9 protein-coding genes are annotated in these 12836 nt (G+C 41.3%); 2 read left to right on the plus strand and 7 right to left on the minus strand.

The features are described 5' to 3' along the window. Positions 1–147: 147 nt before the first annotated feature. Both BIV59_RS22855 and BIV59_RS13900 read right to left on the minus strand, forming a co-directional pair. A complete protein-coding gene (locus tag BIV59_RS22855; protein WP_083392178.1) occupies positions 148–351 on the minus strand; it encodes a DUF1272 domain-containing protein in 204 nt (67 codons plus the stop codon). Further along, positions 341–913 (minus strand): cysteine hydrolase family protein, encoded by a 573-nt coding sequence (locus BIV59_RS13900; RefSeq protein WP_071352068.1) that lies wholly within the window; start codon positions 911–913, stop codon positions 341–343. The genes BIV59_RS22855 and BIV59_RS13900 overlap by 11 nt, the downstream gene beginning before the upstream one ends. Before the next feature lie 148 nt (positions 914–1061). Between BIV59_RS13900 and BIV59_RS13905 the strand changes: the two genes are divergently transcribed. Next, on the plus strand, positions 1062–1529 hold the full coding sequence (locus tag BIV59_RS13905; protein ID WP_071352069.1) for an Lrp/AsnC family transcriptional regulator: 468 nt from the start codon (positions 1062–1064) through the stop codon (positions 1527–1529). A 258-nt stretch (positions 1530–1787) separates the two neighbouring features. Here the strand turns inward: BIV59_RS13905 and BIV59_RS13910 are convergent, their stop codons facing one another. Both BIV59_RS13910 and BIV59_RS13915 read right to left on the minus strand, forming a co-directional pair. Further along, a complete protein-coding gene (locus tag BIV59_RS13910) occupies positions 1788–4898 on the minus strand; it encodes an efflux RND transporter permease subunit (protein WP_071352070.1) in 3111 nt (1036 codons plus the stop codon). A 308-nt stretch (positions 4899–5206) separates the two neighbouring features. Next, positions 5207–7960 carry a bifunctional YncE family protein/alkaline phosphatase family protein gene (locus tag BIV59_RS13915; protein WP_071352071.1) on the minus strand — a complete coding sequence of 918 codons (2754 nt, stop codon included), beginning with the start codon at positions 7958–7960 and terminating at the stop codon, positions 5207–5209. Between the two features lie 832 nt (positions 7961–8792). Here BIV59_RS13915 and BIV59_RS13920 point away from each other — a divergent pair. Then, positions 8793–9977 carry a DUF4317 domain-containing protein gene (locus tag BIV59_RS13920; RefSeq protein ID WP_071352072.1) on the plus strand — a complete coding sequence of 395 codons (1185 nt, stop codon included), beginning with the start codon at positions 8793–8795 and terminating at the stop codon, positions 9975–9977. A 205-nt stretch (positions 9978–10182) separates the two neighbouring features. Here the strand turns inward: BIV59_RS13920 and BIV59_RS13925 are convergent, their stop codons facing one another. From BIV59_RS13925 to BIV59_RS13935, 3 genes are all read right to left on the minus strand, one after another. Next, positions 10183–11004, minus strand: coding sequence for an Imm26 family immunity protein (locus BIV59_RS13925; protein ID WP_071352073.1), 822 nt, complete (start codon positions 11002–11004; stop codon positions 10183–10185). Positions 11005–11185: 181 nt separating this feature from the next. Next, on the minus strand, positions 11186–11548 hold the full coding sequence (locus BIV59_RS13930; protein ID WP_071352104.1) for a hypothetical protein: 363 nt from the start codon (positions 11546–11548) through the stop codon (positions 11186–11188). Between the two features lie 403 nt (positions 11549–11951). Continuing rightward, the gene (locus BIV59_RS13935) at positions 11952–12725 is read right to left on the minus strand and encodes a GNAT family N-acetyltransferase (protein ID WP_071352074.1); all 774 of its coding nucleotides are present in this window, start codon (positions 12723–12725) and stop codon (positions 11952–11954) included. Positions 12726–12836 lie beyond the last annotated feature (111 nt).

The following is a 12836-nucleotide window of genomic DNA, read 5'->3' on the forward strand; positions in this document are numbered from 1 at the left end:
ATAGAGGCCGCTACTTCATCTAATAATAATTTAGTTACATTAAAAACTAAGTTTTTCTTTTTCTTCATTTATATTTATTGTATCGTTTTCTTTCTTATCAAACATGAAATTGTAGCCATCCCAATTCTAGGGACGGCCAGTAAATTGTTAAGATTCAACCCTGTTAATCGGACAAACCCCGCCTGCTCTCGGCCTTTGCACCAGCTCGCCTCCGCAATTCGGACAGACATGGCTCATTTGGGTTGTACAGTCATGGCAAAAAGTGCATTCATGGATACAAATGTATGCGAACGATTGGTTATCCAAAGGATTTTCGCATTTCTCACAGTTCGTTCTCATTTCAAGTCCCATCATTCAAACTCCTCTCTCTTTTCAATACTTCTTCTGTTGTCAAGATTTCCGCAAATTCTTCGTGCAGATTCACCAGGGTCATTTGGTGAATATCCTCTGCCCTATATGTTTTTCCATCAGGCCCAGATCTATCAAAAGCGGCAGAAGCATCTGAAACTAGGATGGGGTCAAAACCGAGATTTCCTGCCATTCTAGTCGTCGTTTCCACACAATGATTCGTTGTTAATCCGCAAATAATCAACCTCTCACATTCAAGTTCATGAAGAAGAGACTCTAAATTCGTTCCGATAAAAGCACTATTAACAGACTTCTCTATGATGATTTCATCCGGTTCAGGCAAAACAATTTCTTTTATTCTGCTCGAATCTCTTTCTCTATAAAATAGGGATTGAGGATGATCAGATATATGCGAAATATGGATAACCGGCCAGCCCGACTTCCTCCATGAATGTAGTAATCTGGCAATGTTCCTTTCTGCATTTTCGTTGTTTCTTCTACCCCAGCTTTGGTCATCAAAAGCATTCTGAACATCAATAATCAGCAGCGGCGTACGACTATTCAACAGCTAATCCCTCCAATCTGTTTACCCTTTAATTGTATTTCTAATTGGTATACTTTAACATATGTTTTATGAGGTAATTACATATGGAAACATTATTTTTTACGTTATTTATGCTTCATAGACTTATATTTTAAGGGGGCTGTTTTGAATGGATTTATTGGATCAAAAAATAATCTATCAGCTGCAGGAGGATGCCCGGATTTCCATGACGGAGCTTGGCCACAGGATCAATTTGTCTGTACCTGCTGTGAAAGAACGAGTTAAAAAACTGGAGGATAAAGGAGTCATTACCGGCTACAGAGCCGTGATTAACCCGGAAAAAATCCACAAATACGTTACCGCTTTTATCTTGTTTGACTCCAAAAGATGCAAAGCCTTCCGTGAATTCTGCAGTGGTCACCCGGAAGTATTGGAATGCCACCGGCTCGCAGGACAATACAGCTACCTCGTAAAAGTTGTAACCGAATCTGTCCACACATTGGAGGATTTCATCGATAGCGCCATGGAATACGGCCAGCCCTCCACATTAATCAACTTGTCCTCTTCACTAGAATACAAACCTTTTTTCAAGGACCTTTCAATTCCTTTTCACAAGCAAGGAGCGGAACCCTTATAACGGAAACTATCATGTTTTGACATCCATATCACTGTTTTTATATGTATTGTTTTTTGCATAATCTCTTTTCCTATGAGTTCTATGAGGCAATCTCATAATTAAACCAGGCTGATTGGAGCGCAAGGTGCGAGACTTCTGCGGGATTAGCGGGAAGATGAGACCCTGCAGGAGAATCAGAGGCTCACCTCACGCCCCGCGGAAAGCGAGCAGCCTGAAGCGGAAATCAGCCACCATGTTCCATTGCAGCAATATTACCTTTCACCGCGCCTGCTTTAATTCAGTTTTAGAGGAAGAAATCACCGATGTTTTGCCTCCCCGGTGCATCCATTTATAGCATATCGGAATCATAAACAAGCTAATACATGTCGAACTGATCAGCCCTCCGACTACGGTGACTCCAAGAGTTTGAGAAATAACCGTATCTGTCCGTGATGACAAGGCAAGCGGCATGAGAGTCAGGATCGTTGTGAAGGCAGTTGCCAGGATTGGACGGACACGGGAGATGGTTCCCTGCAAAATGGCCTCTTCTGCGTTCACCCCAGCTGCTATATTTCTCTCAATTTTATCAACAAGAACAATTCCGTTCGTCACCACGATCCCTGTCAGCATCATAAGTCCAACCAGTGCCGCAAGATTCCATTCCATCCTAAAAAGAAACATCCCGACGACCGATCCAATAAAGGCCAATGGAAGGCACATTAATACAGACAGAGGCGCTTTCCATCCCCGAAACACAGCACTGATGATTAAGAGAACAAGCAAAATGGAAAAGAATAAAGCAATCGCCATTTCATAAATCATTTCATACACCTGCTGAGGGGCACCCGCTAAGGAGTACTGTATTCCTCCCGGCAGCGAAATTTCCCCAAGGGCACTTTTAACCTGCTTCGTCACCCCTCCAATATCCCTTGAAACAATGTTTGCCGTCACTGCGGCATAAGGCTGCCCGTCCTTCTCTTCAATAACCGGCGTACCTGATGGCATAAGTAAGGCAAGCTGATCCAATCGTACTTTCTTTCCTTCTTTATTCAAAAAGGTCTCCCCGCCCATTAAAGAAAAAATATCCCTGGCTGAGCCTATGCCGGCAGCATTTGCATCTCTTTGCAAATCGGTATGAAGGACTACGGGATAGGTGTTTTGATTAATAGAAATGACACCCTTTGATCCTTCAGCGGTATATAGCTGGATCCGATTTAAAATGTCATCTTCCTTAATACCATTATATTCAATCGCCTTACGGTTAAGCTCTATCACATACTGGGTGATATGATCCCCTTCATCCGCCGTCCCCTGCACAGCTAGCCCTGGCACAAGCTTCAGCTTGTTCCGGATGATTCCGGCCGCAGATTCAAGTGCATCGCTATCAGCTCCTGTGATATTTATCTTCAGCTGCGAATCATCGCCCGCTATGCTTGAATTCGAAACCGTAAAGACCGCCTTACTTGAGTAAGCATGCAATTGCTTCTGCAGCTTGTGTATAAAGACATCTGGAGTTTCACCTTTTTTAACCGTAATGGACAGATTGGCAATATTCGGTTTCTGGATCCATCCCCCTCCTGAATCGAATACATCATCTGACTGCGGGGTAAAAGAAGAACCGAGCCCTGAAGAAAAGGAGTCCACCTCAGGATTTTTTTTAAGGATGTTTTCTACTCTTTGCACTTCATGATCGACTTCTGAAAGTGTAGCAGTACTTGGCATTTCAACCTGCACACCGATTTGGCCCGCCTGATTGGCAGCCGGCAAAAAATTAACCGGAAGAAGAGCTGCGCCTGCCGCAGTAATGATAAATAAAGCGAGAAAAACAGCCGCTACCTTGCCCTTTCGCTGAAATACCCAGGTAAGCATCCGTCGGGCGATCGGCTCTATAGGATCAGCGGAAGCAAGCGGCCTTTCCTTCCAGAAAAGATGATAAAGAGCCGGCACAATCAAAATGGAAACAAATAGCGAAATAACGAGTGCAATCACAACCGACCAGGCGAATCCTGAAAAGGCTGCACTCACCATGCCACCAATGATGGCAATTGGAACGTAAACAGCAATGGTTGTTGCGGTAGATGAGACAATCGCAGGAATCATCTCCGACACGGCGTCTGTTAACAGCCAAGCATTGCTTTTTTTAGCTTCATGCACCTTTCTGTTCATATTATCAAGGATGACGATCGAGTCATCGACCACTCTGCCCATCGCCACAATCAGCCCTGAAACAGTAAGGATATTCAAGCTGATTCCCATTGTTTTTAAAATGCCCGTTGTCAGCAGTAAGCAGATTGGCAGAGAAATAGCGATCAATAAGGTAGAACGGACCTTACGGAAAAACAGGAACACACAAATCATGGAAAATAAACAGCCTAACAAGCCCTCTTTTAAAAGACCCTTTAGAGATGCATTTACCTGCTCACCCTGGTCAAATACGATGGAAAGCTTCACATCCTTATTTTTCAGGGCGGGAAGTTCCTTCATTTTATTTTTGACCCGCTCTGAAACATCCGTAATATTGGAGGAAGGTGTTTTGAGCACATCCAGCAAAACGCCAGGAACCCCATTTGTCCTTGAAATGGTCTCCAGATTCACGATCGAGTTAGAAATATCCGCTACATCTGACAAGGATACGGTTTTTTTATTTTCACCAGTAATCGGCAGCTTCAGCAGATCCTGCTGATTGATGTCCCAGCCTGAAACCTCTATAGGTACCGAAATATGCTGGTTTGACACATTTCCATACAGTTCAGTTGTGTCATTTTCTGCAAGAGACCTTTTGACATCTTCGGCGGTTAATCCCGCTTTTTTCAGATCTCCTGTTCGGATGCTGATGGCATATCCGGCGCTTCCCCCGCCTGAAACCCGCACATCCTTTACACCCGGCACTGTTTTCAGCCGATTGACAGCATCTTCTTGTATCGCAGTCCGCAGCGTATCCTCCGTAACATTTCCAGAAGAACTCAAGCTCATCCGTATGATGGGCATAGAGTGTGTACTTAGCCTGGTAACAGTCGGATTTTGAATTCCCGCAGGCATCTTAACATCATCAAGGGCCTTTGATACCTGTTCTTCAGCCTGCTTCATATCAAAGTTCATCGGAAAGTTCAAGCTGACCAAGGTCCCTCCATTAAAGGAATTGGTTTCCACATCCAGCAGCCCGTCCACCGTGCGGACTGCCTGCTGGATGGGTTCTGTTATCCTTGTTTTAATCTGTTCTGCCTGCAGATCATCCGCACGAACAGTAACCATCAAAGTGGGATTGCTGATTTCCGGCAGGTAATCCCGCTGAATATGTATCGCAGAAATACCGCCCCAAACGAGGATCAGGACAATTAATGTCACAATTAGAATGGAACGCTTCATCGCCGCCTCTATTAATCGTTTCATATATGCATCCAGGCATGAAAGATCCCGGAATCCCTCCTATTCATATGGATTTTTTCAAAAAAAGAGAAGATTAGCTCGGAATCTACTTGTATCATGTTTTTTGCTGGATATTCAATGGTTCACGCTGTGATATTTTCCAAATATTTGGATAATAAGTCCAAATCCGCTGTGATTCGAGCCAAATCACCTGGTATTCGAGCCAAATCCAGCTCCATTCGAGCGAAATCCCGCTTCATTCGAGCGAGTCTTAAAAACAAGCAGCTACCTTTAACGGAAGCTGCTTGTTATGTCTCTTTCTTTTCTAATGATCAGTCATTGTCAGCAGGTGAAGGAGCACTGCTTTCGGGCTGCTTCTCCACTTCAGCAGGTGTATGGGCCTTTTTATCGCCAGGATATGGTTTATCAAAGCCTTTAGTCGCGTACCATACGGAATGATTCAGCATGTTTGCGTTCACTTCATCCGGTGAAGCATTTTTGCCGGTAAATAATTTCTTGTTTTTGTTCGACCATTCCGTCCACTGCTTGGAAAGTTCCTCTGTTTGCTTTGTCACTTTATCTGTACTTGCAAGTGAAGCTTTATTGGAATCCGGCTGCCCGTTTAGGGTATCGAGCGGGATTTGGTTCTGTTCAAAGCTGTACGGTGCAAAATCCGGTTTATTGGTAAAGAGCTCACTCATCGGCTCAGCAGCGGCATCGTTCTGGTTCATAGCAGGAAGACCGAGAATTTGTTCGATGCTGCGGACCATATTGATCACCGTCCAATAGTGGCTATTGGTGATTCCCTTTTTCACCCAGGGACTGATTACATGGGCAGGTTCACGGTGGCCATCTACATGATCTAATCCATTTTGCGCATCATCTTCCGTAATGAAGATCACCGAGTCTTTCCAATAAGGGCTGTGTGAGATCAGGTCCACAATTTTGCCGACAGCCAGGTCATTGTCTGCTACCATGGCCTGCGGTGTAGGAGATCCTGTTGCATTTCCGGCTGTATGGTCATCCATCACCCACATTGTGTTCAGAGCCGGCAGGTCATGATTTTTCACATGCTTTTCAAACTGCTCCTTGAAAATTTCAAAACGATACTGATCCGGGATATTTGTATCGAATGTCGGGAACGGCTTATAGGTAATCGGCCCAAGTGATGGAATATCATAGGTTGCCCCGTAGCTGCCAACCGGAACATGAAGGTCGCCTTGCTTCTGTCCTGAAAGGATTTGATAGTCTTTATACCAGTCCATCCAGCTACCGAATGGTTCAGGACCCGTGAAGCCAGTCGTATCTTCCCCGAAGTTCTCGACAGAAACGCCGTATTTTGCTGCCTGATCCCAAAGATGGCCAGTTGGTGCATAGGCCATGGCATCTCCGGCACCTCCCGGATAGCTTTTCACATTGCCTGTATCCGTTTCTTTATCTTCATAATCGGTATTGGTTCCCTGCATCACCCATTGATGTCCGCTTGCTGACTGAATGCCTGACGTATACATATTGTCCAAAAGCGGGTATGTGTTTGCGAGTTTATGCAGGTTTGGAGTGACCTGCTTTGGAAACTGGGTTAAAGCTGGTTCTCCGTTCCCTTTTCCAAGATCGCCCAATACCTGGTCATATGTCCGGTTTTCTTTGATGATATAAAACACATGTTTAATCGTTGACGGCTCGCCGGAACGCTCGGGCATGGCAACAGGTTTTTTATGCTTTCGCGGCTTGGCGTTTAAATGCTTCAAACCATACCAGTTGTTGTTCTCATATACCTGCTTTGTTCCCTTAACCAAATCTTTGGCGCTTGGAAATGGAATCAAGGAAAGAGAGCCAACTTGAGCATAAGAAGAGCGGCCTGAAACGGTGATTCCCTGAATCGTTAAATTGCGGGCTGGCCCTCTTGAGCCAATTCCGTCTGCATTTGCAACAACAAGATTTTTATTTTCATTATCAATAGCAATATCTACCGGGAACCACGCTGTTGGCAAAAGTCCCTGTAATTCAGGTTTCTTTTTTGGGCCTTTCCAGTCATATACAGCAATCGCGTTATCACGGCCAAGACTGACCATTAATTTACCATCCGCCATCTTCACGGCATTTGGTGCAGATCCCTTGTGGCTGTTCGGATATGGTTTGATGTCTATTGTTTGGACCACATTATTTGTCTTGGAGTCAATGACAGAGACGCTGTCACTGTTGGTGTTGGTTACGAAGATGTATTGTCCTGATTGAGCCATTCTTTCAGGCTGCACGCCGACTTCAATGTGTTTAACCACTGTATTTGTTTTAAGATCAACAACCGAAACAGATCCAGTATTCGTCGCGCCGGTTTTAGCATCAACCACAACCTGCGTTCCCGAAGAATCGACTGTCGCATCCCCTGCCTTGGCCGTTCTCCCGCCCTGATTGGTTACATAGGCGGTATCTCCGTCAACTAATACACTCGAAGGGGCATTTTCAACCGGAATCTTAGCTGTTAGTGTACCTGTTTTAGGATCCATCACGCCAAGGCTGTTATCCCGGTTCAGTGCTACGAGCAGCTGTCCCTGTGGCCCTACCGCTAAGTCAAGCGGGTTGATATTTCCTCCGGCAGCCGGTTTTGGAAGATTATAAGTCTTTTGGATGCTCGGGGTTCCGTCCCCGGCAATAGACATGACAACGACCTTGCCTGTCCCGCTTTTAGAGCCGGTTGCATAAAGCTGGCTTCCGTCCTTTGAATAAGCTAATCCCCACATGCTTGTAAGGCCCAAAGAGAAGTTTTCCTTAATCAGTTTTCCTGTTGAAAGGTCTGCAACGTTAATTCCATTGCCGCCGTAATTATTCCGGCCAATCAAGGTGACAGCCGTTTTACCATTTGGGTTCACAGCAGCCGAAATAGGATTTCCACCGAATTCAATCTGCTTCCCGGCAGGTGTGATCAGCTGGTTAACAGGAGTCTGAACGGAACCATCAGCAAGTTGTCCGACAAGATTGCTTCCAAATGCACCCTCATGTGAAGCATAAGCACCCGCTGAGCCAATAAGTGCAGTGCTGAAGGCAAGGCCATAAAGCAGCCTTTTCTTTTTCTTAAGTTTTTTTAGCATCACTTTCACTCCTGCCTTTTATTTGTTAATAGATTACTTTTATAGACTACTTCCAATATATGTAGCTTTCATGAAATTTTTGTAAAATAGAAATATACCTTTTTTCGACTTTTTATCCAGAACCATATAACTAGTATCCCATTCAAGGCTCATGCCATAGTCCAAAGTACACACAAGCATTGTGCCAAGAAAAACCGATGGGATATGCAAAGAAACCTCAAGACCATCCAGGTTTCTCTAATTCTATGATGGTATAATTTTTGCCTGTTACCTAAACCGGCTCCCAAAGTCATGAGCAAATAGGCATTATTAAAAAACAGTGAATGATAAAAGTTTGTAAATGTTATCACATGATAATTTTTCATATATTTAACAATCAGCTCTTTTTCACGCCAAAAAGGACCTGACTCCTTTTTTAAAAATTCCACATTATATGAGGTAAAAGAAAAGGATAGGTAAAAGCATTTATAATCCGTTTTATCTATCCTTTTTTAGTACCACATATGACCTCATTTACTACTACAACATATTAAATTTAGGCTATGTTAAAGGTAAAGATTGATTTAAAAATACACATAAAAAATGAGCTGGAAAATTTATCTCCAAGCTCATTTTTCTTTGATATCCGTTTTTTACTAAAACACCCGATAGTTTAAGTAGCATATTTCACAAAGTAGTTGGTTCATAAATCAAATACACCTTACTTTAAATAAATCAATCTCCTTCCCTTCAGGAGCTGTGGACGATCGATAGAAAAGTATGTTCAAATGATATGAAGCTTTGTTATTCTAGTAAATAGGCAATTCAGGTCAACTTAGGAGTGAATGCAAGCATGAACCAAAAAGACATTGCACATATTCGAAAACAATTCAAAGCAGGAAATGATTTACTCACCATTTCCGATATCTTTAATGTTTATATCACGAAGGAACCCAGTGACATTTATCATCATGAAAGCCAGCCTTTTGAAATGCTCGACCAGGAACAGCAGGAGTTATTCATGAATAACTTCAAAAAAATGCTAGCCGGTCAATTGGATGAAAAGCTCTTTGAGTTAAAGTTCAAGCGGGACGGGGGAGAGAACAGCCAACTCATTTTGCATCAAGGATTGCTGAGCCCTGATGTAGACGGCTGGACAGAGCAAATGCACCACATTGTTGGCAGAATGCTGGAACTCCGCCAATATGAGAAGGATATCGTCGTCACTTTCATTCGCGGAGAATATTTTAAACCCATGAAGCGGCGAAATGAAGAGGACGAGACAAGCAAACGGGATACCGTTTATTCCCACCCGTTTATTCTGTGCAGCATCAATAACACACAGGAGCCGAAGAAAGAGCTGCTTTTCGACTATGTAGAAAAAGAATTTAAATATCACTTTGTCGTGGACCCCATTATCAACCTAAAGGCTCCGATTTCAGGCTTTTTGTTTCCCTGCTTCACCGAAAACGCGGCAGACGTCAATCACGTTCTCTATTCGGCAGGCAAGGTTCACGAGCCTGACCATGCGTTCATTGAAGAAGTCTTAAACGGCGAAGAAACAATGACGGCACAAGATGACAAAATCATTTTTGAAGAAATCGTGAAAGACATAACAGGGGATCAGTTAAGCACCTCCGCGCTTTCCAATGTGTATGAAGAGATCCACCGTATAATCGAAGAAAATGAAGAAGAGGAAGAGCCGCCGAGATTAGATGCCAAAGATGTGGAACGGGTACTAAAATTGAGCGGCCTTGAGGACATTGATTCGGAAAAGGTTGAGTCAGCTTACCAAAAAATCATCGACGATGACAAGTATGAGATTAAAGCCAGCAGCATCCTTCCGAAATATACGTCCAAATCGATTAAGATTAACACAAAAGCGGCGAACATTTCGATCAGTCCACAAGACTTAAGGTATGTAAAGCAAATTATGTTTGACAGAAAACGCTACCTCATGATCGAAGTGGAAGAAGATGCCGTGATCGAGGGCTTCACGATGATTCCGGAAGCTTTGGGCAGCGAACCAGAACACTGATATATAGGGAGTATAAGTCCCCGGCTGTTTCACCGGCAATGAGGATTTATGCTCCCTTCTCTTTGCTCTTCGGGAAGGCACACCCCGCTATTTTTTTCTTTTGCATATTTACAATTATTCTCTTCCTTACTTCAAAAAGCCTTCTTGTACTAAACTACCCTTTAGTTTAAGTACATTCCTTCACAATCTGCTATAGCAAAGATATTTAATCCCATTTTCTCTCTTTCCGATAAATGTTCCTTTCGGAAATCGATAAAACTTTTGCAGTTGAAGGACGTTTCACTGTAGGTAATAAAATTCGGTCGAAATAATCCTCTTCAGCGGATACGTTCCACGGTGTAACCCCGTAAAATGCATTTGCTAAGTCTTCGAGGATTCCATCAGTAAAACTCATAGCACCAGCACAAGGCGTTCCATTAAATTTTCTAGGGACATCCTCCATTTGAATCTTAACTTGCATATTACCAAGTACCTTCCATCTGTGATTATCTAATGAACTAGGTGTTAACGAAAGCACTGAAATGAAAGGATAGTTCATGATTTCTTCTAAGGTTGGAACATTCGTTTTATTAATATCAAATAAACCGCAAACTGGCTGTGTATAGCTTTTCCATACCACCTGACCAAAAGCGTATGTGCCATTCTCTAGTGGGATTTGGAATATATCTCCCACTTTCCATTTTTGTTTCTTGGGTATTTTGTGTGAGAGTAATTGGTTTTTGGTATTGTTTATTTCTTCTTCGGATAAGGTCACATTAGCAAGGTCGTTTATAACTAAAGCTATCTCCAATATCGTTTCAGCATTTGTCGTACGTATAATAACCGCACTCGATTCGTAATCAAAACCAATACGCTTATATATATTGGGTTCTATCTTTTCTCTGGCTGTTTTGCGTAGAAGTTTTAATGCCTCATTATTTGTTTCCAATTTAAACAGTTCAGCTAAATCTTCATCAATAAAGAAATATGAAATTGATGCATCGGGTAGTAGCATTTCTATTTTGCCTAATCTACAAGTCAATTCCATAATGTATCACATTATCTCCTTTAAAGAACTTTCAATTATTGAGTTATTCTCTACATCTTAATGTAAATCCTTCTTCAAGTAACCTGCTTCGTTTGTTCATTAAGAACATTCATTACAGGTATTGAGCTCCTTTAGTTCAATAAAAAGGCTACCGGTTTGGGCAGCCAGTTCTTAAATATAATCAAACAAACGTTTCTTTTATTTCAATCTTAAAGTTCGGTTTGAAGGTAATTTCTGCAATCATTAAAAACCTTTCTCTATCATCATCTAAAAATAACCGTATAGAAGATTCATCCTTTTTATCGGTAAGTATTTCGATTTTACTTACCGTTTGAAAATTATATCTTCCAATAACCATACTTCCCTCTTGTACTAATAACCCAAATTGATTATAAAACGGGCAAACGATAACCTCATATTTATGCTGATTAACCTTGAACCTGAAGGTTGATTCATTATATTCGAACAGTTCATCAACATCTTTCTTTACTGGAAGACATTCAAATAGAGAAATGAAATCAATTTCAGAAGGATAAGACTCCATAATACAACCTTCTTTCATAAGGAAATGCACATACATTACTCACCTTCTACAAAGGAGAATGAAAATCCTTCTTCAACTAAACTGACCCGTTAGCCATCCATGAAGCAGAAAAATCACCGTTTCACCACAGAGAATGAAAATGATTAGGAGTGTCAATACTGATACTGACCTTAATCCAGTCAACCCAACCCTAATCCATAGACTTATTATTTATCGCTCTCCTCTTTTTTTTAACGTTTGAGTAGGGTCTTCTTAACTATTGTCATTTTCCAATTCTGAAGAAACTTATTTTCATGGTAGTTCCATAAGAAAAAGGCTGCTCGGCCCGTTAGTTCCATAAAAAAAAGGTTGCTTTAGCAACATCTATAATTGGAGTAAAATACCCGTTAGCGAAAACAGGATTTTACTTTCTAACGAATACTGAATATTCCATTGGATTTTCGAAACCTAATCTTTCAGCCAGCTTTATCGACGCAAAATTGTTAACATTACAATCCCAATTGGGTTTCAAATTTCTTTCAATACAATGTTCAATGAATATCTCTGCAACATTTTGAGCTAAGCCCATTCCTCTAAACTTATTTTTAGTTGCAATATCAATTTCAGCAAATTGTGATGAACTAAATATAGATGTACATTCACTTACAACAGTATCATTATGTAGCAAACAATAACCAAAACCATTTTCAAGAAAATTTGATACTGAACCCCAATATTCATTATAATAAGATTCATTAAACTCCAGACTTTCAGTAATTATTTTTTCATCTATTCTCTTTACTATAAAATCATGGGGTAATTTCCCCTTTTTTATTTTTGAATATGTATCCTTATTAAAATGAAAAGAATATCTATGCACGGGTCTTAACTCATTTTCAAACAACTTAACTATAACTTGATCCCATTCTTTTGATGGAGAAAACAAAGTGAATCGCTTTTTTTCATTTTTTCTACTTCTAAAAATTTCCAAAAATATGCTATCAAGACCATTGTTCATTTCGTCTCCACCAACAATAAAAATACCTGAATCAGTTCCGACTAAAACAGTTTTCTTCAATTCATCCATATATACCTGTCCAGGAATATAATTATTTAACACAGAGTAAGCAAATGTCGGATAAGTTTCATTATCCTTATTTTTCAGTAAATTTATGGCCTTTTCAAATTCATTATTCATACACTGTTCCCCTTTTATTTTTGGGTTATTTCTCATATGGGCATATATTACATTTCAACAAACCTGGGCTGATAGTTGCATAAGAAAACATTATAGAAGGAATAAAAAACT

It is taken from the genome of Bacillus sp. MUM 13, from assembly GCF_001866725.1.
Classification (GTDB): Bacteria; Bacillota; Bacilli; order Bacillales; family DSM-1321; genus Peribacillus.